The organism is Microvirga lupini, from assembly GCF_014191055.1.
GTDB lineage: Bacteria > Pseudomonadota > Alphaproteobacteria > Rhizobiales > Beijerinckiaceae > Microvirga > Microvirga lupini_A.
This window is the reverse complement of the sequence record NZ_JACHWB010000003.1, coordinates 419729-443558: the sequence shown is the minus strand read 5'-3', so window position 1 is coordinate 443558 and position 23830 is coordinate 419729. Positions and strand designations below refer to the sequence as shown.

General features: G+C 62.6%; 19 protein-coding genes. 7 read left to right on the top strand and 12 right to left on the bottom strand.

The features are described 5' to 3' along the window. Positions 1-28: 28 nt before the first annotated feature. Positions 29-1717: a GMC family oxidoreductase gene (locus tag FHR70_RS13645; RefSeq protein WP_183450998.1), complete on the top strand. Its 1689-nt coding sequence runs from the start codon at positions 29-31 to the stop codon at positions 1715-1717. 3 nt (positions 1718-1720) lie between these two features. Here the strand turns inward: FHR70_RS13645 and FHR70_RS13640 are convergent, their stop codons facing one another. The 3 genes from FHR70_RS13640 to coxB are packed head-to-tail and all read right to left on the bottom strand — an operon-like array spanning position 1721 to position 5597. Continuing rightward, positions 1721-2080 (bottom strand): hypothetical protein, encoded by a 360-nt coding sequence (locus tag FHR70_RS13640; protein ID WP_183450996.1) that lies wholly within the window; start codon positions 2078-2080, stop codon positions 1721-1723. Beyond that, a complete protein-coding gene (locus FHR70_RS13635) occupies positions 2080-4647 on the bottom strand; it encodes a cbb3-type cytochrome c oxidase subunit I (protein WP_183450994.1) in 2568 nt (855 codons plus the stop codon). Before FHR70_RS13635 ends, FHR70_RS13640 begins: the two co-directional genes overlap by 1 nt. After that, the gene (gene coxB / locus FHR70_RS13630; protein ID WP_246408149.1) at positions 4644-5597 is read right to left on the bottom strand and encodes a cytochrome c oxidase subunit II; all 954 of its coding nucleotides are present in this window, start codon (positions 5595-5597) and stop codon (positions 4644-4646) included. Before coxB ends, FHR70_RS13635 begins: the two co-directional genes overlap by 4 nt. 120 nt (positions 5598-5717) lie before the next feature. Between coxB and FHR70_RS13625 the strand changes: the two genes are divergently transcribed. Then, positions 5718-6683 (top strand): cytochrome c oxidase assembly protein, encoded by a 966-nt coding sequence (locus FHR70_RS13625; RefSeq protein WP_183450990.1) that lies wholly within the window; start codon positions 5718-5720, stop codon positions 6681-6683. Between the two features lie 10 nt (positions 6684-6693). Further along, on the top strand, positions 6694-7236 hold the full coding sequence (locus FHR70_RS13620) for a c-type cytochrome (RefSeq protein WP_210277610.1): 543 nt from the start codon (positions 6694-6696) through the stop codon (positions 7234-7236). Here FHR70_RS13620 and FHR70_RS13615 read toward each other — a convergent pair. The 9 genes from FHR70_RS13615 to FHR70_RS13575 all read right to left on the bottom strand — a co-directional run bounded on the left by FHR70_RS13615 (position 7233) and on the right by FHR70_RS13575 (position 18570). Next, positions 7233-8183 (bottom strand): hypothetical protein, encoded by a 951-nt coding sequence (locus tag FHR70_RS13615; RefSeq protein ID WP_183450988.1) that lies wholly within the window; start codon positions 8181-8183, stop codon positions 7233-7235. The two genes, FHR70_RS13620 and FHR70_RS13615, sit on opposite strands and share 4 nt — an antisense overlap. After that, positions 8180-8668, bottom strand: a complete 489-nt coding sequence (locus FHR70_RS13610; protein ID WP_183450986.1) for a c-type cytochrome — start codon at positions 8666-8668, stop codon at positions 8180-8182. Before FHR70_RS13610 ends, FHR70_RS13615 begins: the two co-directional genes overlap by 4 nt. Beyond that, positions 8659-9198 carry a DUF3341 domain-containing protein gene (locus FHR70_RS13605; protein ID WP_183450984.1) on the bottom strand — a complete coding sequence of 180 codons (540 nt, stop codon included), beginning with the start codon at positions 9196-9198 and terminating at the stop codon, positions 8659-8661. Before FHR70_RS13605 ends, FHR70_RS13610 begins: the two co-directional genes overlap by 10 nt. Next, a complete protein-coding gene (gene nrfD, locus FHR70_RS13600; RefSeq protein ID WP_183450982.1) occupies positions 9195-10508 on the bottom strand; it encodes an NrfD/PsrC family molybdoenzyme membrane anchor subunit in 1314 nt (437 codons plus the stop codon). Before nrfD ends, FHR70_RS13605 begins: the two co-directional genes overlap by 4 nt. A 4-nt stretch (positions 10509-10512) precedes the next feature. Continuing rightward, positions 10513-13416, bottom strand: coding sequence for a TAT-variant-translocated molybdopterin oxidoreductase (locus FHR70_RS13595; protein WP_183450980.1), 2904 nt, complete (start codon positions 13414-13416; stop codon positions 10513-10515). A gap of 5 nt (positions 13417-13421) precedes the next feature. Then, entirely contained in the window at positions 13422-14072 is a 651-nt protein-coding gene (locus FHR70_RS13590; RefSeq protein WP_183450978.1) for a cytochrome c3 family protein, read from the bottom strand. Between the two features lie 114 nt (positions 14073-14186). Next, positions 14187-15002: a formate dehydrogenase accessory sulfurtransferase FdhD gene (gene fdhD / locus FHR70_RS13585; protein ID WP_183450976.1), complete on the bottom strand. Its 816-nt coding sequence runs from the start codon at positions 15000-15002 to the stop codon at positions 14187-14189. Next, on the bottom strand, positions 14999-17311 hold the full coding sequence (locus FHR70_RS13580) for an FdhF/YdeP family oxidoreductase (protein ID WP_183450974.1): 2313 nt from the start codon (positions 17309-17311) through the stop codon (positions 14999-15001). Before FHR70_RS13580 ends, fdhD begins: the two co-directional genes overlap by 4 nt. A gap of 176 nt (positions 17312-17487) precedes the next feature. Beyond that, entirely contained in the window at positions 17488-18570 is a 1083-nt protein-coding gene (locus FHR70_RS13575) for a D-TA family PLP-dependent enzyme (RefSeq protein WP_183450972.1), read from the bottom strand. A gap of 171 nt (positions 18571-18741) precedes the next feature. On the opposite strand from FHR70_RS13575, the gene FHR70_RS13570 reads away from it, so the two are divergent. The 4 genes from FHR70_RS13570 to FHR70_RS24525 all read left to right on the top strand — a co-directional run bounded on the left by FHR70_RS13570 (position 18742) and on the right by FHR70_RS24525 (position 23794). Next, a complete protein-coding gene (locus tag FHR70_RS13570; RefSeq protein WP_183450970.1) occupies positions 18742-19104 on the top strand; it encodes a hypothetical protein in 363 nt (120 codons plus the stop codon). A 97-nt stretch (positions 19105-19201) separates the two neighbouring features. Further along, positions 19202-20536 carry a poly(ethylene terephthalate) hydrolase family protein gene (locus tag FHR70_RS13565; protein WP_210277609.1) on the top strand — a complete coding sequence of 445 codons (1335 nt, stop codon included), beginning with the start codon at positions 19202-19204 and terminating at the stop codon, positions 20534-20536. 228 nt (positions 20537-20764) lie between these two features. Continuing rightward, the gene (locus FHR70_RS13560; RefSeq protein WP_183450966.1) at positions 20765-22552 is read left to right on the top strand and encodes an adenylate/guanylate cyclase domain-containing protein; all 1788 of its coding nucleotides are present in this window, start codon (positions 20765-20767) and stop codon (positions 22550-22552) included. Between the two features lie 201 nt (positions 22553-22753). Then, the gene (locus FHR70_RS24525; protein WP_183450964.1) at positions 22754-23794 is read left to right on the top strand and encodes a phosphatase PAP2 family protein; all 1041 of its coding nucleotides are present in this window, start codon (positions 22754-22756) and stop codon (positions 23792-23794) included. The last annotated feature ends 36 nt before the right edge of the window (positions 23795-23830 follow it).

Here is a 23830-nt window from a genome sequence, read left to right as displayed (position 1 = left end):
TCGGCCGAATGTGAAGCAGGATGCAGCAATGAAAGAGCGTTTCGACTACATCGTCGTGGGTGGCGGGTCTTCCGGCTCCGTGGCCGCTGCGCGCCTCGTCAATGAAGGCAGACGTGTGCTGTTGCTTGAGGGCGGCTATTCCCATCGCCACCCGCTGCTGGATATGCCTCCCGGCATCTTCAAGATGATCAACGGCAGCAAGTACATGCGTTATCACCACACGGTGCCGCAGGAGCATCTGGATGGGCGCGTGCACGACATCCCGCAGGCCAATGTCCTGGGTGGGGGATCGTCGGTCAACGCTCAGGTCTATATGCGCGGACGCCCATCCGATTACGACGAATGGCACGAGATGCTGCACGGAGAGAACGATTATCCCGGCTGGGGCTGGGCCGACGTTCTGCCTCACTTCCGTACCATGGAGGGCAACAACAGGTTCTACAATGAGCTACATGGGGCCGACGGGCCATTGCTGGTATCGGACCCTGGACACATCAACGATATGTCCCGCTGGTTCGTGCAGGCCGTTCAAGCCCTGGGCGAGCCCTTCAACCCCGACTTCAACGGACCTAAGCAGCGCGGCGTCGGCTTCTATCAGTTCATGAACCGCCGCGGCCGGCGCAGCAGCGCGGCCTACGCCTTCCTGGCACCGCTCGCGGAGAACCCGAACCTCGTGATCCGCCTGCAGTCGCGAGTGCGCAGGATCGAGATCCAGAACGGCCGTGCTGTCGGCGTCACCTATCGCGATGCCAGGGGCATAGACCACCAAGTATACGCAGACGGCGAGGTGATCATGGCATCCGGTGCCCTCGTCACGCCACAGCTCCTCATGCTCTCTGGCATCGGCCCAGCCGACCAGCTGCGGGAGCACGGCATTCCCTGCGTGGCGGATTTGCCCGGCACCGGGGAAAATCTCATCGACCACCCGGAGGTGCCGTTGATCGCGAAGGCGAACGGGCCCTATGGCTATTACAAGCAGGGGGTCGGTTGGCGGATGCTGCTCAACGGCATCCACTTCCGGCTGTTCGGCTCCGGCCCGATCCTCTCGGCCGGCGTCGAGGCCGGCGCCTTCGTGAACCCGGCCGATCCCGAGTCCGAGCCAACAATCCAGGCTTTCTGCGTCCCTATCGTCTATCTGGACCGTGATACACTCGACCTTGTCGAGGACACGTATGGGTTAACGATCACGACCGTCGTGGTGAAGCCCAAATCCCGTGGCTATGTTCGCCTGCGCTCCGCCAATCCGGACGATATGCCGCTCGTTTCACCCAACCTGCTGAGTCATCCCGACGACGCTCGCGCGATGATCGACGGTCAACGGTTCTTTATCCGAGCATTCCAGGCCACTCCCCTGGCTGAGCGGATCGAGCGCATCTCAATTCCTGATCCGAACGATCTCAGCGACGAAGCGATCATGAAGCATTGCCGTCGCTTCGTGAAAACGAACTATCACCCGAGCGGAACCTGCCGGATGGGCACATCAAGCGATCACATGGCTGTCCTCGATTCCAGGCTGCGCGTCCGAGGAATCGAGAACCTGCGGGTCTGCGACCTCTCGGCGATGCCTAACATCAATGCGGGCAACACGAATGCGCCCGCAATGATGCTCGGAAGCCGTTGCGCAGAACTCATTACCGGCCGACCGACCACCAGCACCTCTCAATTCGGCCATCGCCTGTCTGAGCAGGGCGATATGAGCGTCGCAACGATAACCTAAGCCTTACGCGCAGGCCGGCAGGATGAGCGCAGGAGCGCCCTGCCAGAGAATGACGACGAGCGACAAGCCGTTGATGAGAAGGCCGGCCTGAACCATGAAAGCTGTTGCGGCGGAAGCCCCCTGCTCTTCCACCTGCCTGTGGGCACGAAGCAAGACCATGAGCATCAACGCAGTAGGCGCGAGCGCCAGTAGCGTGGTTGCCAAAATGACGGCCGGTACGGCGCCGATACCGAATAGGCTCGCATCAGCCCATCCCCGTCCGCAGAGGGTCGATGTGATGCCGTAGATGACGGTGAACTGCACCGCCCAGGCGATCATGCCGCTGAGCATGCCGATCACCTGCAGGGTCCGCGTTCCGCTCATCAGACGCCTCCGGTCAGGCGCGGGAAGCCATGGACCACCATCAAGCCGACCAGTCCCTGCCCGACCGTGTAGTACCAAAACAGCATGGTATTATCGAAGGTCGTTCGACGCACGCTGTCGAGCTTACCGGTCAGCCCGCGGGCAATGGTGTAGGGTCCCATAACGAGGGTCGTCAGAACGAAGAAGATCTGCAGAGACAGGATTGCATAGACGGCCGCCCCATAGGCATGGGCGGACGGGCTCAAGCCCGTGTGCCATTGCGCCCAAAGATCGACCGTGGATGCGCCAGCGAGCAGAAGCAGCGCAGTGCCGATCAGGATCGGCACCGAGCGCGGGCTCCGGCGATCGTCCCCCTTCAGCAACCGGCTGGCGCTCGCAATGAGGATTGCGCTGCCGATGTAAAGAAAACCAGAGAGCGACGGCCATATCCATTGTGGGATTTCGACTTCTCGGGGCGGCCATGCTCCCGGATTCACGAGCCACAGGAAGAGGTAGGAGAAGATCAGGCAGGTGAAGATCATGCCGCACACCACCATGAGGACGATCATCGCCCACCACGAGTGGTTCATCGGTCCCGTGACGTAGACCGGAACGACGATGCCGCCGCCGATATCCGCCGGGGGGCGCACCGGCCCGGGATCGGTCTCCCAGAGCCACCAGATCACGCAGGCTACGGCGAGCACGCCACAAATCACCGAGGTGAAGATGAATTTCACAGTCAGCAGCAGGAAGAAGGCTGCCGTGAACACCGCAGCGAGAACCGGCTGCCACCCAGGTCCTGGAACCTGCAGGATGTACTGAGGCCGCGCATCGAAGGGGCTCGTGACCAGCGCCTCCCGCCCGCCCGTTGCGGTCCCGGGCAGGTAATAGCGTCCGTCCTTTACGTCTTTCGAGAGATTGGGTTGATCCCATAGGGGATCACGACTGACGACCGAGGGGATGCTGCGCGTGTTGTAGTTGCCGTTCGGCAGCCACTCGAGCGTGCTGGCGTTCCAGACATTTCCGGCATTGTCCTCCCCCGCAAAGCGGAAGTTGCGGGCCATGTCGAACAGGAAGAGCGCGACGCCAGCTGCCAGCATAAAGGCGCCGATGGTGGAGACGAGGTTCAACTCATCCCAGCCCATGCCCACAGGGTAGGTATAAACCCGCCGGGGCATGCCGATGAGCCCCGTAATGTGCATGGGCAGGAAGGTCACGTTCATGCCGAGGAACATGAGGCCGAACACCCAGCGCCCGACACGCTCTGAAAGGGGCCGTTTGCTCGCCACCGGAACCCAATAGTAGATGGCAGCGAAGAGCGGGAACACCATGCCGCCGATGAGCACATAGTGCAGATGCGCCACGACGAAGTAGCTGTCGTGGGCCTGCCAGTCGAAGGGCGCCATGGCGACCATCACGCCTGTGAGGCCGCCGAGAGTAAAGATGAACAGGAAGCCGATGACGAACAGCGACGGCGTCGTCAGCTTCATGCGCCCGGACGCGATGGTGGCGATCCAGGCAAAGACCTGAATGCCGCTCGGCACAGCGACCGCCGTGCTGGCGGCCGAGAAGAAGCCGAGGGACATCTTCGGCAGGCCCGTGGCGAACATGTGATGGACCCACAGGCCAAAGGAGAGAAAGCCCGTGGCGATGAGGGCAAGAACCACGAGGCGGTAGCCCACGAGCGGCGTCTGCGCCATGGCGGGCACGATCATCGACACCATGCCGGTCGCCGGCAGGAAGATGATGTAGACCTCCGGGTGGCCGAAGAACCAGAACAGGTGCTGCCACAGCAGCGGGTCGCCGCCCCTCTCGGCGATGAAGAACGGCCAATCGAAGGCGCGCTCCATCTCGAGCAGCAAGGTACCGAGGATGATCGCCGGGAAGCCGATGACGATCATGACGGCGAAGACCAGCATGGCCCAGGAATAGACCGGCAGCTTGTCGAGGCTCATGCCGACCGCGCGGGTCTTCATGACGCCGACAATGATCTCGATGGCGCCCGCGATGGCCGATATCTCAATGAAGCCGATGCCGAGGAGCCACCAGTCGGCATTCTCGGCAGGCGAGTACTTGGTGCTGGTGAGCGGCGGATACATGAACCAGCCGCCATCCGGCGACAGACCGAAGAAGATGGTGCCGAAGAACACGAGTCCGCCGACGAAGTAGGCCCAGAAGGCATAGGCCGACAGGCGCGGGAACGGCAGGTCCCGGGCGGCCTGCATGTTTGGCAGGAGATAGACGCTCGCCGCCTCCACGGCCGGCACGGCGAAGAGGAACATCATCACCGTGCCGTGCATGGTGAAAAGCTGGTTGTACAGACTATGGCTGACGAGATCGTTTTCCGGCACCGCCAGCTGAGTGCGCATGATCAGCGAGAGGATTCCCGCCAGGATGAAGAACAAAAAGGCCGTGCCCACATACCACAGGCCCACATAGGTGTTGTTGACCGCCGTGATGAAGCTCAAGCCCCGCGGAGCCTCCCAGGCTTTCTTCAAAGCCTCGAACTCGCCCTCCGGCCGCGGCAGCGGGTTGGGGAGTTCGCTCTCCCGGCGCTCGAAGGATTTCGGGAGCTCGGGTGCGTTCATTTCAAGCTCTCCAGATATCCGGCCATCGCGCGCAGATCCTCGCCGGTGAGCGAACCGTAGGAGGGCATCTTCGCGCCCGGCTTGATGTGCTGCACGTTGGCGATCCAGCCCGCCAGCGTGCCGACGTTGTTCGGGAACTGGCCGGCCCCGATAGTGCGTCGGCTGCCCACATGGGTGAGATCAGGTCCGAACTGTCCGTTGGCTTCTGTGCCCCGCACCACATGGCAGGAGCCGCAGCCGCCGCTGCGGAACAGGTCGCGGCCTCTCGCCAGGAACGGGATCGCCGGTTCCTGGGCCGGCTGCGCCTGTGTCTTTCGCCACGCGTCGAACGCTGCGGGCTCCAGGACCATCACGTCGAAGGCCATGCGCGCATGCTGGGCGCCGCAGAACTCGGCACAGATCCCGCGATAGACACCAGGCCGTTCCGCCGTGAAGTTGAAGCGGTTGAGCCGCCCCGGGATCATGTCGATCTTGCCGCCGAGATTTGGGATCCAGAAGCTGTGGATCACATCCGCCGCCGTCACCGACACGGTGATCGGCCTGCCGACGGGAACGACGATCTCGTTAGCGGTCGAGAACTCGTCCTGCCCACCCTCGGCCGGGTAGCGAACCCGCCACCAGTACTGCTCGCCGATCACTTCGATCTGCAGCGCGCCGGGCCGCGGCACATCTGTGTTCCGCATCACGACGAGGCCGTAAGGAAGCAGCAGGGAGAGAGTCACGATGGGAAAGGCAAGGCCGCCATAAACGATGGTCCTGCGGGTTCCAAGCCATGCGCGGCGCTCCGGCGGGGCAAAGACGACATAGAGCAGAAGGGCCGTCACGAAGATGAAGATGAGAGTGGCTCCCACCGTCATGACAATGGTGAGCCAGTAAAGGTCCCACGCATCGCCCCCGGCCGGATCGAGGGCCGACTGCACGCCGCTGCAACCTGCAATAGGACATGCCAACAGAAGCCGTCTCCCGCACCTCAGGACGGATTCAAACCGCCCTCGGAGGCGCGTCAGGGTCGTTTCAAAGTCCATCCGCCCTAGATCGTTTCTGCATGCATTAAACGGAAAAGCTTGGCCGTGAGACTTGGTTCCCGAAAGGCGTTCTCGAACAGGTTCCTTAAGACCGAACTAGGTCTCACGGCCGGATTGGCCACCATCCTGTTCGACGTCCCTGCACTTGCCCATGGTTCAGCCCCCCACGACGGGAGCGATCTCTGGCATGCATGGCATGCGGATCCGCTGGTTTCGGTCCCGTTGCTCGCATCGTGCCTGCTCTTCATCCGGGGCGTCCAGCGTCTACGGCACGACTTGGGGCGGTTCCGCCTCGGTTTTGGGTTACGGCAGATCGCCTGTTTCGCCTTGGGAGCGGCCCTGCTCGTCATCGCGCTGCTCTCGCCGCTGGAGGCGCTGTCCTCCACCCTCCTCTCGGCTCACATGGTGCAGCACATCCTGCTGATAGCAGTTGCACCGCCGCTTCTCGTCCTCGGCAAGCCCGAGGTCGCGTGGCTCTGGGCGTTGCCGGCGCACTGGCGACGCGATGTGGCGCGATACAGCTCACTGCGATCTCTCCTCGGAATTCTTTCACCTTGCGCAAAGCCCATCCCGGCAGCCCTGATCCACATGGCGACCTTGTGGGTCTGGCACAGCCCGATGCTGTTCGATGCCGCAGTCGCCTCAGACACGCTGCACTGGCTGGAGCACGTTCTCTTCTTCGGAACGGCACTGCTGTTCTGGCGGGCCGTGATCAAGGCGCATTCCGGCCGTGAGGCCGCGGCAGCCTCCCTCATTGCCTGCTTCATCACCCTGCTTCAAAGCGGCCTCCTCAGCGCCCTCCTCAGCTTCGCCCGCGAGGCCCTGTATCATGCACCCGATACGATGGACTGGGGTTTGACGGCTCTGGAAGATCAGCAACTGGCAGGAGCTATCATGTCCCTTCCCATGTGCGCGCTCTATCTTGCGGCAGGGCTCATCATGGCGCTTCGGCTCCTGACCCCTGGGACGGAACGGACGCGACGCTCGCCTGTTGCCTCGACAGTACCGTGAAGCCGAGACGATGACCTACCGTCCTACCCTCCTGATACTGATACCTGTGATCCTGTCAGGACTTGCTGCCTGCAGCGACACGCAGGACCAATCCGCGCGCCTTGCAATCGCAGGCGGCGAGCCGGAGCAGGGACGTGCGCTCATCCAGGCCTATGGCTGCGGCACTTGTCACACGATTCAGGATGTCCGAGGCGCGCGGGGCAAGGTGGGACCGCACCTGGAGAACTATGGGCAGCAGCATCTCCTCGCCGGCTTCCTGCCGAACACGCCACAGAACCTGATTGCCTGGCTGATCGATCCTGTCGCCCTGAAACCCACCACCGGCATGCCTGCTCAAGGAGTGACCGAGGCGGAGGCCCGGCACATGGCCGCCTATCTCTATTCCCTGGGTCGCGACGGGATGCAGGTCTATCCGCCCGATCCGCCTCTGTCACTTCGTGATGAGGGTGAGGTCGCCGTGGACATTCCGAACCCTCCGGTCGTTCCCTCGGAGACCGATATTCGCACCCGCCGCATCGTCCCCAGCCCCGATGGACGGACGCCCAGGATCTAAGGCTCTTCCGCCGCCTCCTCGGCGTAGGTCGGGCGAACGCGCATGATCGCCCCATAAACACCAATCCAAAGTGCGGCCACCGTGAAGATCAACCCGAGAGCGAGCCAGGAGAGGCCGCCGCGTGGCTGCAGCACCCAGAGCATGTGCGTGGTATGATGGAGGAGCGCCAATGCGCTGCCGATCAGCATTGCCATGCGGCTCACACCGGACGGCACGAGGATGACGATGGCGGCAAGCATGAGCGCATAGGACGTCCCGAGGAGGGTCAGGTTTCCATCGCCCGAGCGTCCCAGATACCATGCAACCTCGTGCGGCAGGTTCGCGAGCCACACGATCAGGAACTGCGCAAACCATGTCCAGGCCGTCAGCAACAGCAGGGTCAGCAACGCCCGTTCAAGGCTTGCCATGCGCTTGGGAGACGCGGGCTCGGTCTTGAGGAGCGTGATCAGGATGGCACTCGCAAGGGCTGCAAGAACCTGACCCAGCCCGAACGCAAGACCGAACAGGCTCGACCACCAATGCGGCTCTCGCGACAGCACCCAATCATAGGCAGAGAACGTCATGACCGGCGTCAGCAGCGCGAGGCCGATGGCGCTGGCGCGGCGCAGATCGTGGGTATGCGTCAGCCAATAGGCCAATCCTGTGCAGATCAGAAGATAGGCGGCGCTCCGGATCATGAAGAACGCGGGGCTCAGGTAACTTGCCCGTGCAGAAGGAAGGTTGAGTGGATCATTGGCCCAAGGGAAAAGCTCACCGAGGCCAAAGGCCAGCACGAGGCCCAGGAGCAGAAGGAGAGGCAACGTCAAGGCTGCAGCTTCTGCCTCACTGCGCACCGGCGCAAGCCAGTGCTCATTCATGAGATGCCCGATCATCAGCACCACGAGACTGCCCATTGCAATCCCCGCGAGGGCCACGAAGACAATGTAGAGGGCCTCCATCGCGCTCATGGTTTCGCGCTCTCCTGCCCTACGCCTCCGCGCATCTGCAGTTCCTTGATGTAGTGGGCGATCGCCCAGCGGTCCTCAGGGAGCACGCGGTCAGCATAGGGGAACATTCGTCCCTTGCCCTGCGTGATCACCTGCACGACCTGCTCTGGCGTAAGTGCCCGCAGGCGCTCCTCATAATAGGAAGGTGGCGGAGAAAAGCCACGCGGGACAACAGGACCATCGCCATGGCCGCTCACACCATGGCAGGGCGTGCAGAAGGCCTTGAACCGCTCCTCGCCTCGAGCGAGCAGAACCGGCGTTGGCTCCGGTCCCGGGGGTGCGAGGGCAGCGGCCTGGGCAGACACTCCTCGCGGAATAGTCCCGGGAGGCACGGGCACGAAGCCCCGCTGCACGCTGCGCGTTGAAGCAACCGCGTCCCGCTCCTCCGTCCCGGTATCGCAGGCGGCCAGCAGGACAAAGCTCGTGATGGCTGCCGCTATTCGCATGCCGGAACCTCCCGAACGGCCAGGGGCGAGAGCGTCCCCAGAAAGTCACGGATGGCCTCGCTGTCGAATTTCGGATCGTCTTGCAGGATGCAGACGAAGAACCGGTCCTCCGACGCACGCTCGAAACCCGGCACCGCAAAGACCGGATGATTCAGACGCGGCAGCCGCAGGATTACGAGTAAACCGATGAGGGTTGCTGCACCCGCCCAGAGGATGGCAACGATCATTGAGGCAGGAATGAAAGCAGGCCAACTGTGGAGTGGCCGCCCGCCGACGTTCAACGGATAGTCGACCGCGTTCATCCAATATTGCGACCCGTATTGAATGACTGCCCCGACTAACCCGGCGACCGCCGCGATCCAGGGGATCACGCTTGTACGAACGCCGAGTTCCGTGGCGAGATCGGATAGAGGAAAAGGGCTGAAGGCGTCGAGCCGCGTATAACCCGCACGCTTCGCCGCCCTGACCGCCTCCATGAGCGCCTCGGGCGTCTTGAACTCCGCCATGATGCCATAGATTGGCTGCGTCATGAGGATTTCTCCTCGTGCTCGTCGTGGCGGGTCTCGAACATGGAGACCACGGGCAGGATACGAACGAAGAGCAGCAGAAGGGCTGCGAACAGCCCGATGGTTCCCAGGAAGAGACCCGTTTCCGGCAATGTCGGGCTGTAGTTGCGCTCGATGGACGGCAGATACTCGGTCTGAAGGCCGCCAACGATGATGGAGAAGCGATCAAACCAGATGCCGATGCCGATGGAGGCACCGACGAAGACCCCGCCCAAGGTGCTCAGGCGGGCGCTCCTGAGCCAGAACAACTGCGGGATCACGACGGAATAGACGATCGCGGTCCAATAGAGCCCGGCATATTCGCCGGTCATGCGGGTGAAGGTCGCCTCCTGCGTCAAGCCCCCCGACAGGAGGGCCGCGGCGATCTCGTCGATGTAGAGATAGCCGGCAACCAGGGCACTTGCGAGAACCAGCTTGCCCAGAAGGTCGATGTCTCCCTCGTCGATGTAGCGTCCAAGCCGTAGACCCCAGCGCAGAAGCACCGCGACGAGGAGCACGATGGAGAGGCCCTGCGCCAATCCCGTGACCACGAAATGGAGTGGTTGGCGGGTCTCGTGCCAGTCGGGCACCAGGGTCACGGCGAACTCGAATGCGACCGTGCTCTGCATGATGAGGATCAGCGGCATCACCAGGATAGCGACGAGGCGATAGGCCCGTTGATGATAGGCCCAATGGCGCACGGAGCCGCGCCAGCCAAGGGCGAAGACACCATAAATGCCCTGCACCATCGGGCGTCTGGCGCGATCCCGCAGCGTCGCCAGATCGGGGATCAGACCCACGTACCACAACAGGCTCGTGACGATGACATGGGTGCTGATGGCCCAGAAATCCCAGGTCAGGGTGCTACGGAACTGCGGCCAGACCTGGAATGTCGCCGGGTAGGGAAACGTCCAGTAGAAAAGCCAGGGCCGCCCGAGATGAAAGATCGGGAAGATCCCGGCGCAGATGACGGCAAAGAGAGCAATGCCTTCCGCAAAGCGATTGACGGCCGTGCGCAGATCGTGCCGGCGCAGGACCAGGATGGCGGCAAAGAGGCTCGCACCGTTGGCGATGCCGATCCACCAGGCATAGTTGATGAGATCGAAACCCCAGACATAGGGGATGTTCACGCCCCAGACGCCCACACCGATGATCGAGACGGAGATCAGCGTATAGCCCAGAAGCCCGACGAGCCCGCCGGCGGTCAGGAGCGAAAGCCACCACGCCCAGCCGAAATGCGGGGAGAGTGGGACATCGGCCACTTGGCTCGTCACAGCTTTGGCGTCGCCGCTCATGGGCCTACCCGTTTTCCTTGCTCTCGATACGAGCGAGATAAGTGGTGCGAGGCTTCGTGTTCAGCGCTCCCAGCAGCGCGTAATTGCGTGGGCTCCCCTTAAGACGGCTGACAGTGCTGTCGGGATCGTTGATATCGCCGAACACGATGGCTTGCGTCGGACAGGCCTGCTGGCAGGCGGTCATCACCTCGCCGTCGGCCAGGCGCCGATCCTCGACGCGGGCATTCGCGCGGGCAGTCCCGATCCGCTGGACGCAGAAGGTGCACTTTTCCATCACCCCGCGATCGCGGACAGTCACCTGCGGGTTCATGGCCTCGATCGGGGCCGACACGTCAGTGCCCTGGTAATCGACGAAGTTGAAGCGGCGCACCTTATAGGGACAATTGTTCGAGCAGGTCCGCGTGCCGACGCAGCGGTTATAGACCATGTCGTTGAGGCCCTCGGATGAATGCACCGTCGCGTTGACGGGGCAGACGACTTCGCAGGGCGCCTTCTCGCAATGCATGCAGGGAACCGGCTGGAAATAGGTCTTGGGCGCCACCGGATCGCCCGCATAATAGCGGTCGACGCGAAGCCAGTGCATCTCGCGCCCCTTCGCGACTTCTTCGGGGCCGACAACGGCAATGTTGTTCTCGGCCTGGCAGGCGATCACGCAGGCATTGCATCCGATGCAGGCGTCGAGATCGATGGCCATGCCCCAGGCATGGTCCTTGTAGGGCCATTCCGGGTAAATCGACGGATGCACGGGCTCAGGAGGCATAGCTTCCCCAGGCGCCACCACGCGCACGATGTCCCGCCCCTGCAACGAATGGTGCTGCTGCGTTGAGATGACGGGGATCTTCTCACCGACCCGCCGGATCTCACCGGGCGCTACCCATCGGGCATCGGAGGAGCGAACGGCATAGGCATCGAAGCCGATGCCGTTGCCGATCCTACCGGCCGTTTGCCGGCCATAGCCGAGCGTCAGCGTCACGGCGCCGGGCGCATGGCCGGGCAGAAGCCATACGGGTGCCCGCACGATGCGGCCGTTGAGGGACAGGTCAATGGCGTCACCCGAAGAAAGCCCGAAGATCTCCGCAGTTTCCGGTGCGATCAGAGCCGCATTGCCCCAGACCTGCTTGGTGAGAGGCTTTGGCAGTTCCTGCAGCCAACCGTTATTCGCATACGACCCATCCCAGATGGACGGATCGGGCGCGAACAGGACATCGATCCCTGCGGATGAGGCTGGCACGGCAGGTTCCAGTCTCCAGTCCGGCTGGACGATAATATTGACGGCAGGCGCTGCGGAACCTTCGACCACGCCGTCTTCCAGGGATCGTGCCCAGCGCTCCTCGAACGCGTCCCCCCAGGCTTCGCGCCATGCCGCCTGGACCAAGCCGCGTCCATCGGTGTTCTGGCCTGCCATGAGGCCGAGGAATTCCTCCACGCTCAAGCCCGGTTTGAGCCGCATCGTCGTCGGCTGGCGCAGACCGACTGTGCCGTCGAAGGCGCGCAGGTCGCCCCAGCTTTCGAGCGGGTGGCTCTCGGGGATGTGCCAATGGCAGGCGGCAGCCGTTTCGTCCCGGTGCTGGCCCAGATGAACGGACAGCGGCACGCGCCGGACGAGCGCGTCGAGATCGATGTCGGCCGGCGCGGTGTAGACGGGATTGCCGCCGAGGATGACGAGGCGCGAGATCTGTCCAGCCTCTATGGCTTCCGCCAGATCGGCGAGTGTCCGGACCTCGCTGGGATGAGCCTGCAGGGGCTCGATAGCGCGGATCGTCGTGCCAAAGGCGCCGAGACGGGCATTGATGGCCAGTGCCAGCGCATGAACGCGCGCGGGCTGCTCGCGACCTGCCACGACGAGGCTGCGAGTTCCGGCGCGGCGCAGGGCATCGGCCAAGCGAGGGATGGCAGGGTGTGAGCCGGATGGCGCAGTTCCATGATCGAGAGCCGCAGCGAGCGCCTCGGCGAAGGCATCGAAATCCCTTGGGCGGAGTGGAACTCGCTCATCCGCACGCGCGCCAAGGAGACTAGGACGTGTCTCGACAGCGAAGAGTTGGGGAAGCCCCCGGCCCAGGACCCGCCGTCTCGCTTGGTAATCGGCCGCGTAGCGGATATGTCCCGGCTCCTCGGCAAAGAGATCGCCTCCCAGAGTGACGATGGAATCGGCCTGAGTCAGATCGTAGACCAACTCCACGTCGCGTCCGAAAACGGCCATGGCGGCAGCCTGACGATTGCCGTCGTCAATAGGGGTGAACACATGCCATTGCGCATGTGGGAATAGCTGACGGGCCTGTCCCACCAACCGATGCAGGGTCGGCGAGGTGGTCGGCGGCATCAGGATGTGCAGGCCCCTGCCCTCGTCGACCACGAGTTCGTTGCGCACAGGACGAATGAAGTTCGTGAGATCCTCCCAAGACCTCGGCACGCCGTCCTGGAGCGGAGCGTCCGACCGATCAGGGTCGTAGAGCGAGAGGATCTCAGCCTGGGCGAACACGTCTGTCGCACCGAGGCTCGCGGGATGAAGCCGATTGCCCTCGATCTTGATCGGCCGCCCTTCCTGCGCCTTGACGAGCACGCCCCTGCCATATCCGTTCAGCGGCAGGGAAGTGGCAATCGTTACCGGTACGCCCGGCACATAGCCCGGCATGTTGTGGCTCTGCGACAGGAGCGGTGCCTTTGTTCCGACATCGCTGCCGTTGCAGGCCGCCAAGCCTCCCAAGGCTAGGGAAGCGCTCATCAGCCTCAATAGGGTGCGGCGATCAATCTGCGAGGTCTCCATGATGTCGGGAAACTCGGCCTCGATGTGCCGGCGCACCTCCGGCACGTCCGCGAGTTCTTCAAGGCTGCGCCAGAGACGCGATCCCTCTTCCGTCGCGAGGCGGGACCTCAGGGCTGCGAGATCGATTGTCGTTCCCTCACCCATCGGACCTACCGGTGACACGTGTTGCAGCTTGTGAGCCGCCGGGAGGCTTCCCGGTAGAACTCGCGGATATCGTCTGGCAGTTCGTCGCCATGGGGCTCGTACCCCATGGCGAACACCGCCTCGCGCGGGCGAAGGTTCGGCACCGGGTCGCGATGGCAGTCCAGGCACCACCCCATGGAGAGGGTCTGGGTTTTCACCGTCTTCGGCATCCGGTCCACACGGCCGTGACAGATTTCACAGGCGACGCCCTTCGTCACATGGGCCGCGTGATGGAAATAGACGTAGTCCGGCAGGCGGTGAACGGATGTCCACTGGATCGGCTGGCCAAGCGTGAAGCTCGTACGAACAGGTTCGAGAACGCTCGCCCCCACCCAGACCTGCGAATGGCAGGACATGCAGGTCTGGGCCGAGGGCATGCCCGCATCGGCAGCGCGCTCCACGGTCGAATGGCAGTAGCGGCAATCGATGTCGAGTTGACCCGCATGAAGGTCGTGCCGGAACGGGACCGGCTGAGGGGCGGGCTTGCCGACGTTCCAGGTGCTGTCCGCGCGGGCCCACAGATAGGCGGTCACGCCCGCTCCCACGAGTCCAAGCCCCGTAAGCACGATGACCACCCGGAACAAGGTGGTTGCCGCCGGTGTGAAAAGCTGCGCCATCGCCCGTGTCGCGCACCCTTCATTGTGTCAGGCTCCGCGCCCGAGGAGAAGCTTCGCTGTTGGACAATCGGTTCGGCGCCGGATCGTTCCCTGGAGGGGACAGTCGCTCTTCGCCTAGGATCCGAGGTGCTGAACACGCTCGGGATGGGTGAAGACCTCGAAGGATTCCTCGCGCGCCACGGCCACCAGGGTGATCCCACAGCCCTCCGCAACCCTGACGGCCAGAGCCGTGGGAGCGGAAATCGCCGCGATGATCGGGGCGCCCATGCGGGCCGCCTTCTGCACCATCTCCACCGACACGCGGCTCGTGAGGAGCACCATGCTGGCAGAACAAGGCTCGTCGGCTCTTGCGAGGGCTCCGGCCAGCTTGTCGAGGGCATTGTGCCGCCCGATATCCTCCCGGATGGCAATCAGACCCTGCTCAGGGCGCCAGAGGGCGGCTGCGTGGATAGCTCTTGCTTCTCTGTTGAGCCTTTGTGCCTCGGAAAGATCAGCCATGGCAGCGGCAATCGCCTTTGGCGGCAGTTGGAGAGTGCCGGCGACCTTCGATGCTGGCCGCACCGCTTCTTCCAGGGATTCCACCCCACATAATCCGCAGCCCAAAGGCCCGGCCATAGCGCGCCGCCTGGACCGATAGGCTCCGCTGCAGGATTCCTGCAGCCACATCCTGATTTCGCAACCGAGCTCGTGTTCGATGACCTCCATGGAGGTCAGTTCACTCCGATCGGCGATGATCCCTTCCGACAGGCTGAAACCGAGGGCGAAATCCTCCAGGTCAGCAGGGCTCGCCATCATGACCGCATGTGTCGACCCATTATAGGTCAGCGCCACCGGGGTTTCTTCCGGAAGCACCCGCTCGCCCTCAGCGAACACCCCCCTGGCTACGCTCGTCTGCGGCAGGCGGATGACAGGCTCCAGGTGAAGAGTCATTCCGCAGCCTCCGGCAATTGCTTCTGCTGAAGCGCAATGCGGATCGGGATCGATTTCGCCGCCGGCACCTTGCTCTTGTCCGCGTGGTGCCAGACCGGGATCAGCGGATTGCACTCGGGATAATAGGCTGCGCAGCATCCCTCCGGGATTTCATACGGCGTAACCCGCAATCCGCTCACCTGACGCGTCACGCCATCATCGACGGCTGTCGTGAGCGTGACCATGTCCCCCTCCTGGAGGCTCAACCGGGCGATGTCGTTGCGGTTCATGAAGAGCACCATGCGGGTGCCCCTGACGCCCCTGAAGCGGTCGTAATAACCATAGACTGTGGTGTTGAACTGGTCGTTGGACCGCACCGTCATGAGCTTGAAGATGTCGCGATCGGTCTCGGCAATGCCGAGGTCGGCCTGAAGGCTCTGGGGCACGACGAAGTTCGCCTTGCCGGTCTTGGTCTTCCAGCGGCGCTCGCGCGCTGCGATCGGCCGATGGAAGCCACCGGGCTTCCACATGCGCTCGTTAAACGCGCGGAAATCCTCCGGATAGGTCTCCTCGATGGCGTCCCGGACACGCGCGTAATCGGCCACCCACTCGTCCCACGGCACTTTGGAATTCGGGGGAAGGGTCGCCTTCGCGAGTTCCGCGACGATCCGCGGCTCGGACAGGAGATCGGGGCTTGCAGGTTTTGCAATGCCCTTGGAGCCGTGAATGCAGGCGGTGGAATCTTCAACCGCAACAGCCTGGGGCCCTGTCGCCTGCTCGTCGATCTCGATGCGTCCGAGGCATGGGAGAATGTAGGTGACCTCGCCAGGAATGAGGTGATTGCGATTGAGCTTGGTGGAGATCTGCACCGACAGTCGCAGACGGGGCCAGGCCTCCTCAAGGGCGGCGGTCTCGGGAGCGGCGCGCACGAAGTTCCCGCCAAGCGCGACGAAGGCTTTGACCTCGCCTTTGATGATGCCTTCGCAGGCCTCCACCGTGGTCATGCCCTTCCAGCGCGGCGGCTCGAAGCCATACTGTTCCTTGAGCTTGTCGAGCGGAACGAGCTCGGGCTTCTCGGCGATGCCGACCGTGCGCTGCCCCTGAACGTTGGAGTGGCCTCGCACAGGACAGATGCCGGCGCCCGGTTTGCCGATATTCCCACGCAGGAGCAGAAGATTGACGAGCATCTGCACGTTCTCGACGCCAGCCTTATGCTGAGTGAGCCCCATGCCATAGATGCCCATGACGGCATTCGCCCGGGCGTAAGCCGTCGCAGCAGCTTCCAGCGTTGAGCGAGAGAGACCGGAGCGCCGTTCCAGCTCGGGCCACTGCGCCTTCCGGGCGGCCGTCGCGAACTCCTCGAAGCCATGGGTATGTTCTGCAATGAAGGCATGGTCGAGCACCGGCTTTCCTCCGGTGGCCCGTGCCTTGTCGTCCGCTTCGATCAGGATCTTGGCCATCCCCATGAGAGCCGCGACATCGCCTCCGATCTTCACCTGATGGTACTGCGAGGAGATGCGGGTCTCCGACCCCGTCAGCATCTCGGTCGGCGCCTGAGGGTTGGTGAAGCGCTCGAGGCCGCGTTCCTTCAAGGGGTTGAAGGTGATGATGGGCACGCCGCGCTTGGAGGCCTCCTGGAGCGGATGCAGCATCCGTGGGCTGTTGGTCCCGACATTCTGGCCGAAGAACATGATGCAGTCGGTCAGTTCGAAATCGTCGAGGATAACCGTCCCGACGGGGACGCCGATGCTCTCCGGCAGCGCCACAGAGGTGCTCTCGTGACACATGTTGGAGGAATCCGGCAGGTTGTTGGTGCCGTAGAGCCGGGCGAACAGCGCCCACATATAGGATGTCTCAAGCGAGGCACGGCCGGAGGCATAGAGCACCGCCTGACGCGGATCGAAGGTTTTCAGCTCCTGACCGATCTCCCGGAACGCCTCCTCCCAGCGGACCGGAACATAAGTATCCGAGGCCTCGTCATAGCGCATCGGGTGGGTCAGGCGACCGGCTTCCTCAAGATCGTGATCCGACCATGTCCGCAGTTCGGACAGCGTATGCTTGGCGAAGAATTCGGGTGTCACGCGCTTCGTCGTGAGTTCCCAGGCAGTCGCCTTGGCGCCATTCTCGCAATATTCGAAGGGATGCGGGTCAGCCGGCTTTGCCCAGGCACAGCTGACGCAGGCATAACCGTCAGGCTTGTTCTGCTTGAGCATAATGGCGTTGCCGCTGACGAGCCGTCCCTCCTTGGCAAGGATGCTTTCGACGGAGCGAACGGATCCCCATCCACCTGCAGGACCTGGATAGGGCTTGATCTTCGGCTCATCGTTCATTGAGGGCAGCCTCCCGCTTACCGTCATTCATCTGCGGCGTTCGATGCAGCCTATGTAAATGATCGGGAGGCATGACCGTTCAAGTGGGCGCGCATCGGTCGACGTCACGGCCAGACAAGTGCGGTTCGTCAATTTCTCCTCACATTACCGCGACCATAGCCATGCCGCGGAACCTGTCACGTTAGGCGCCCCCGGGCCGCGACAGGCAACTCGCCGATGATTTCGTGACCGCGCACTGCAACAAGGCGGTCGACCATGTTGACCACGACACACACGTGATTGGGAATGATCCGAACGACGTCGCCGACATTCGGACGATCGTTGCACGCCGACAGATCCAGGAAGCCGTGTTCTTCGGCAAAACGGGCGATCTTGGCCTGGGGATGCTCAAGAATGAAGCCATGCCCCTCCAGCCCGCCGGTGTCGCTCGTCAGGGTTTTCGATCCCGAATCCAGAATGCCCCTTTCCGGTCCCGCCCGGCTCACCACAGTGGCATAGACGGTCAGCGCGCAATCCTGCAGTTGCGCGACACCGGCTGCCAGCATCATCCGGTCGTTGAACACCGATGTGCCGGCCCGATGCTCGGTCACACCTTTGATCTTGCCCAGGTTCAGGAGATTGGGCGTCCCGCCGGACGACACTATCTGCGGTTCAAGACCGAGATCGCGGATACCCGATGAGGCCGCATCCAAGAAGGCCTGCGTCTCGGCCATGGCGTTCTCGGGCGGGTACAGCATGAAACCGGCGAATGAGAGCCCTGGGCGTGATGCGATGTCCTTCGCCAGGGCTACAGCCTCCGCAACCGTCTCGACTCCAGCCCGCTTGCGCCCAGTATCGCACTCCACCACCACACGCAGCTCCCGCCCGGCAATAGTAGCGGCTTCCGGCAGGCCTGCCACGACGGTGGGATTGTCGGCTGCGACCGTCACCTTCGCTCGGGACAGAAGCCTGCCGAGGCGGCCGAGCTTTTCCTCGCCCAGGATATTGTAGGCGATCAGGATGTCGTCGTGCCCGGCCTCGGCCATAACCTCCGCTTCACCGACCTTCTGGCAGGTAATGCCACGAGCGCCGGCGTCCCGCTGCATGGATGCGATGACGGGGCTCTTGTGCGTCTTGATGTGGGGCCGGTTGGCCACGCCAGCGGCATCGCACAACCCCTGCACCCTGGCGATGTTGCGCTCGACCACATCCAGGTCGACAACCACCGCAGGCGTCCCGAATTCACGCGCAACCTTGGCCTTGAGATCCTCGATGCTCATGTCTGCCCCTGTCATGTTTCCAAACTCGGCAGACGATAGGCGATCAGGACGCTGCTGTCCTGCCTCGTCCATCGATGGAACAATGCTTCACTTCAATGCGGCATTTTCGTTGTTAATTCTCTCTTAATTTCGGCCCGGTCTCCGCTAGATGAGACAGGACCTTCGGCTAATATGGCCTCAACAAATGCCTGCAGTGATGGTCCCGTGCTCTACCCGATGACCCAGAACCCGCTCACTCGAGTCCTGGATATCCTGGGACGTGATTTTGCCTCCCATCCTCCAGCGCCAATGCCGCCCGTCCTTGGCCCCAAGACAGGCCAACTCCGGAGCCGGGAGGAAATCTCCCATGAGAAGGGATTCAGCAGCGTCTCCGACATGCAATGCCGGATGGCGGAGGTCGACGTGGGCCTCTACTCGCGCTCAGCCGCCCTGAGGCGATGGTACTATACGGACGGATCCAAGGCCGGGCTGGAGGCCCTGATCAACACTCAGTTCAGGTTTTTTGCACCACAGACAACGGTGGACTCCACCTGAGACGTCGTCATCCTGTCACAGGCCGATGCATGATCGCGTCCGGAAGCGACCTGCCGGCTGGTGTCCATCAATCACTCAATCACACTGGAGGAACCCCGTGAGAAGTGCAGCTTTGGCGACCCTGATCCTGTTTGCCATTTCCTCTCCATCATCCGCACAGGACATGACCCATCACAACCGCATTGACCTGATCCGCCCCGACGCGCCGGCCCTCGCGAAGCATGGCGAGCATGGAATCGGCGTCCGCACCATCGAGGTGATCAACAAGAATCAGATCGATGTCTTGAAGGCGGTAGCCGGCCAGGACCCTCCGCGCTATGACCGCAAGCTCACTCTGGAAGTCTGGTACCCGGCGGAGACGGATGGAAAGCAGCCCGGCGCCTATTCCGGAGTGTTTCTGCGCGACGGCAAGACCCAGGTCACACTCCATGGCAAAGCGGTGCGGGACGCCGAGCCCAAGCGGGCGGCCGGGAGTCCCTACCCGCTCGTGATTATCAGCCATGGCTATCCAGGCAACCGCTTCCTCCTCAGCCACCTTGCGGAGAACCTCGCAACCAAAGGCTATGCGGTCGCATCCATCGATCATGCGGATTCCACCTACACGGATCAGGGCAAGTTCGGATCGACCCTCATCAACCGCCCCCTCGATCAGGTTTTCGTGCTCAACGCGATCGATCAGCTGTCGAAGGAAAGCGGCCATTTCCTGAATGGGCTGGTCGATACTTCACGCACCGGGCTGATCGGCTACTCGATGGGCGGATACGGCGCGGTGATCACTGCCGGCGCCGGAGTCACCAAGGAAGCGGTAGCCTACGATTCAGGTGTTCCGGCGGGCATGCTGTCCGTGCATTTTGCTGGATCCGACACCCACAAGAAGCTGCGGGACGAGCGGATCAAAGCGGTGGTCGCCATTGCTCCTTGGGGCATGCAGCGTGGCTTCTGGAACCAGGAGGGATTGGCCGGGATCACGACGCCGATCCTCTATGTCGCCGGCAGCAAGGATGACGTCTCAGGCTACGAGAAAGGTGTCCGCGCGCTCTACACCGGAACCTCCAATGCTGACCGCTTCATGCTGACCTTCGAGAACGCCAACCACAACGCCGCGGCCCCCATCCCGGCACCGGTCGAGAGCTGGCAGATGGCCGAGGGTGGAAACTCGACACCGTTCAACCATTATGCCGATCCGGTTTGGGACACGGTTCGCATGAACAACATCACCCAACACTTCGTCACGGCCTTCCTGGGGCGCTACGTCAAAGCGGACCAGGAACTCGGCAGCTACATGGACGTGCCCGTGGAGCGGGCCAGCGAAGGAGTCTTCGCGGCCAACAAGGACGGCTCCTTCAAGCCCGAGCATACCTATTGGAAGGGTTTTGCTGCCCGAACCGCCGCAGGTTTGGTTCTGGAGCATGGCACCCGAAGCGCCAACTGATCACAGCAATTCAAGAAATGGCCCGGCAGATGCCGGGCCTTTTCACATGGGCGGAACCGCCGCGCCGACAACTCTTCAGTCGTATCTTGAAGGTGGGCTGGATACCCACTCCTGGACTGTCAAACCGGGCCCGATTACGTTAGGATCAAACAAAAAAGACTTCCAACATCGTCTGTTATCCCAGCTGAGCCACTCTGTGGACAGAAACAGTGTTGCGAGCTTTTTTCAATGCAGATCGGCCAGCAAACCGAAGATCCCTTCCCTGCCGCCATACGGGCGAAGCGGGCGGTTCTGATCCTCGATGTGGTCGAATCCGTCCGCCTCGTCGAGCAGGACGAGACGGAATTCATTTCCCGCTGGCTGGCTTTCGTCGAGCAGGTCCGGAACCGCATTCTTCCTGATCACAACGGCCACTTCACGAAAGGGTTGGGTGATGGAATGCTGCTGGACTTCGACGACGTCCGATCTGCCATTTCGGCTGCATTCTCGATTCAGCAGGAACGTAATCGACAGAACCAGACGCTTCCTCCAGCCCAGCAGATCTTGCTCAGGATGGGGATCGAAGTCAGCGATGTGATTATCGATCAGGCAGATCTCTATGGGATCGGTGTCAGCCGGGCGGCACGGATCCTCACCCTTGCAGGCCCTGGCGAAATCGTGATCTCGGCCAACGTGCGCGACCAGCTCACGGCTGATCTCGATGCCGATATCGAGGATCTCGGCGAATGCTATCTCAAACACATGCCACAACCCGTGCGCGCTTATCGCATCGGGCCACCCGGGCCGCGGCCGGTGATCGAAGCCGGATCACTCTTCGAGGATCTGCTTCCGACGCTTGCCGTTGTCCCTTTTACGACACACGACTCCGAGGATGAGCATCACATTCTGGGAGAGGTGCTGGCGGAGGAGCTGATCCAGGATCTCTCGCGATCTCCTGAGCTGCACGTCATATCACGCTTGTCGACAACGGTATTTCGCGGCAGGGAAACATCCCTGGCTCAGGTCAGCACCAATCTCAACGCCAACTACGTGCTTTCCGGCTTTTACCGGATCCAGAACCGGCAAGTTATCGTGGAGGCCGAGCTTGCCGAAGCAAAGTCGGGACAGATTGCATGGGCCGCACGTTACAGGGGCCAGCTAAGTGGCATCATTTCCGGCAAGCGGGACCTCATCGATGAGATCGCCGCCAATGTGAATGCAGCGGTCATGGTGAGCGAGCTCCAGCGGGCTCAGTCCCAGGCTCTTCCAACCCTGCGGAGTTATACGCTGCTGCTGGCCGCCGTGGCCTTGATGCACCGGCTCTCTCCTTATGACTTCGGTGAGGCGCACAGGCTTCTTGAAGCCCTCATCGAACGGGCTCCGCGTCAGGCCATCCCTCGCGCATGGCTCGCCAAATGGCATGTGCTGCGGGTTCAGCAAGGCTGGTCGGATGATCCCCGGCAGGATGCACAACTCGCCCTGCAATGCACGAAACAGGCCCTGGATGCAGATCCGCAATGCTCCCTGGCGCTTGCTGTCGATGGTTTCGTCCATACGAACCTTCTGAAGAAGCTCGATACCGCGATGGAGCGCTATGATCTCGCCCTCCTGAACAATCCGAACGATTCCCTCGCTTGGCTGCTCAAGGGCACGCTTCATGCATTCAAGGACGAAGGGCAGCAGGCTGTGGGCTGCACGCAGCGCGCGCGGAAACTGTCGCCACTCGACCCCCACCGCTACTTTTACGACTCCCTCGCCGCGACCGCTCACCTCGCGGCCCATCAGTTCGACCGAGCCTTGAAGCTCGCGCAGCGCTCGCTCCGATCCAACTGCACCCACACCTCGACGCTTCGGGCTATGGCGGTTGCGCAGTGGGAGCTCGGGATGCACGAGGATGCCCGTCGCACGGTGGCAAGGCTCATGCAGTTGGAACCCCATCTCACGATCAGTAGCTGGCGGGAGCGCTCGCCCAGTGCCGGGTACAGGATCGGGGAGGAGTGGGCCTCCGTGCTGCAGCAGGCCGGAGTGCCCAAGTAGCGGCAGTTATTGCGGAAGAGGGAGTGAACCAACGTGAGCTACTTATCGGCAGGGATTGGCCCGCTCGGTGGTATCGGGGGAATTGGTGGGATTGGAGGCATAGGGGGGATTGGCGGCATAGGAGGCATCGGCGGAATCGGTGGGATCGGCGGAATCGGTGGGATCGGAGGGATTGGCGGAGCCGCCTACGATTCCCCCCTCGTGAGTGATGCTCTTATCCGCAGCCGTGACGGGATCGTCGGACAATGGCGCGCACCTACGGCTATTCCCGATCAACTCGACCTTGAAGACAGCAGCAACCTTGATCGCTGGTCGCCCTGGGTCCGTGCCGCAATCATCGATGCCGAGATGGTGTCGCGCCTCGGTTTCACGCTGGAAGATGCCACCATGAATCCACGCCATATGGCGGTCTGGCACCTCGAGGTTCCCACGCCTGCCGGAGGCAACGCCCCCGCGCCGACCTACAAGCCCTTGATCCTCATGGCCCGTCCGACGCAAGACATCTTCGAGGCGCAACTCACTCTGGTGAACAACTATGCCGAACTCCGTGGTGATCGGCAGAGCGAAATCCTGGCGCAGATCGGCGGCGGCATGGCCTTCTTGAGCTCGATCGCTCAACTCCATCCGGATCGCACGCCCCATACTTTGGAACTTCTGGCAGCCGTCCTGCGGCTGGCGCTTTTCGTGCACCTGCGCCTGAAGCAGGGTCTCGCGTGCCGCCGGCCGCTCGAATACTCACCGCAGATCCAGCCAATGATCGCCACGCCGGCCCATGGAGCGCTGCCGAGCGGGCATGCGGCGGAGGCGTTTGCCGCCGCTCTGGTGCTGTGGAACGTGATGAGAGCCGAGGCGAGGCCAGGATACGACAGCGCGGATTGGCGTACGCAGCTTCTCCGTCTTGCGTCAAGAATTGCCGTCAACCGGACCGTCGCAGGCGTGCACTTCCCTGTCGACAGCGCCGCCGGTGCGGTTCTTGGCCTGACGCTCGGCCATTACCTCGTCAAACGCTGCTCCGGCGCCACCGGATACAGGGCATGGCGCTTCGAAGGCCCGAAATATCCCGAGGACGCCGACTTCACTTGGCATGATCTCTATGACGTGACGGCGGAGAACCTCTCATCGATGCAGGGCGCCTCGGCCTATTCCGTGGAATATGCAGCCAATGATCAGGTGATCGACCCGCAGCACAAATCCTATGTGCTCACCTGGCTCTGGGACAAGGCGAAAGCGGAATGGACCTGAATACAACTTCTCCCATTCCTTGAAAGCAGGAGCGCC

Coding starts and splice junctions, on each gene's coding strand:
- FHR70_RS13620 (WP_210277610.1), top strand. CDS start 6,694: ATGACCTACCGTCCTACCCTCCTGATACTGATACCTGTGATCCTGTCA.
- FHR70_RS13595 (WP_183450980.1), bottom strand. CDS start 13,416: ATGGGTGAGGGAACGACAATCGATCTCGCAGCCCTGAGGTCCCGCCTC.
- FHR70_RS13610 (WP_183450986.1), bottom strand. CDS start 8,668: ATGCGAATAGCGGCAGCCATCACGAGCTTTGTCCTGCTGGCCGCCTGC.
- FHR70_RS13575 (WP_183450972.1), bottom strand. CDS start 18,570: ATGAGCATCGAGGATCTCAAGGCCAAGGTTGCGCGTGAATTCGGGACG.
- fdhD (WP_183450976.1), bottom strand. CDS start 15,002: ATGACTCTTCACCTGGAGCCTGTCATCCGCCTGCCGCAGACGAGCGTA.
- nrfD (WP_183450982.1), bottom strand. CDS start 10,508: ATGAGCGGCGACGCCAAAGCTGTGACGAGCCAAGTGGCCGATGTCCCA.
- FHR70_RS13640 (WP_183450996.1), bottom strand. CDS start 2,080: ATGAGCGGAACGCGGACCCTGCAGGTGATCGGCATGCTCAGCGGCATG.
- FHR70_RS13645 (WP_183450998.1), top strand. CDS start 29: ATGAAAGAGCGTTTCGACTACATCGTCGTGGGTGGCGGGTCTTCCGGC.
- FHR70_RS13635 (WP_183450994.1), bottom strand. CDS start 4,647: ATGAACGCACCCGAGCTCCCGAAATCCTTCGAGCGCCGGGAGAGCGAA.
- FHR70_RS13570 (WP_183450970.1), top strand. CDS start 18,742: ATGGCCTCAACAAATGCCTGCAGTGATGGTCCCGTGCTCTACCCGATG.
- FHR70_RS13580 (WP_183450974.1), bottom strand. CDS start 17,311: ATGAACGATGAGCCGAAGATCAAGCCCTATCCAGGTCCTGCAGGTGGA.
- FHR70_RS13615 (WP_183450988.1), bottom strand. CDS start 8,183: ATGAGCGCGATGGAGGCCCTCTACATTGTCTTCGTGGCCCTCGCGGGG.
- FHR70_RS13605 (WP_183450984.1), bottom strand. CDS start 9,198: ATGACGCAGCCAATCTATGGCATCATGGCGGAGTTCAAGACGCCCGAG.
- FHR70_RS13590 (WP_183450978.1), bottom strand. CDS start 14,072: ATGGCGCAGCTTTTCACACCGGCGGCAACCACCTTGTTCCGGGTGGTC.
- FHR70_RS13560 (WP_183450966.1), top strand. CDS start 20,765: ATGCAGATCGGCCAGCAAACCGAAGATCCCTTCCCTGCCGCCATACGG.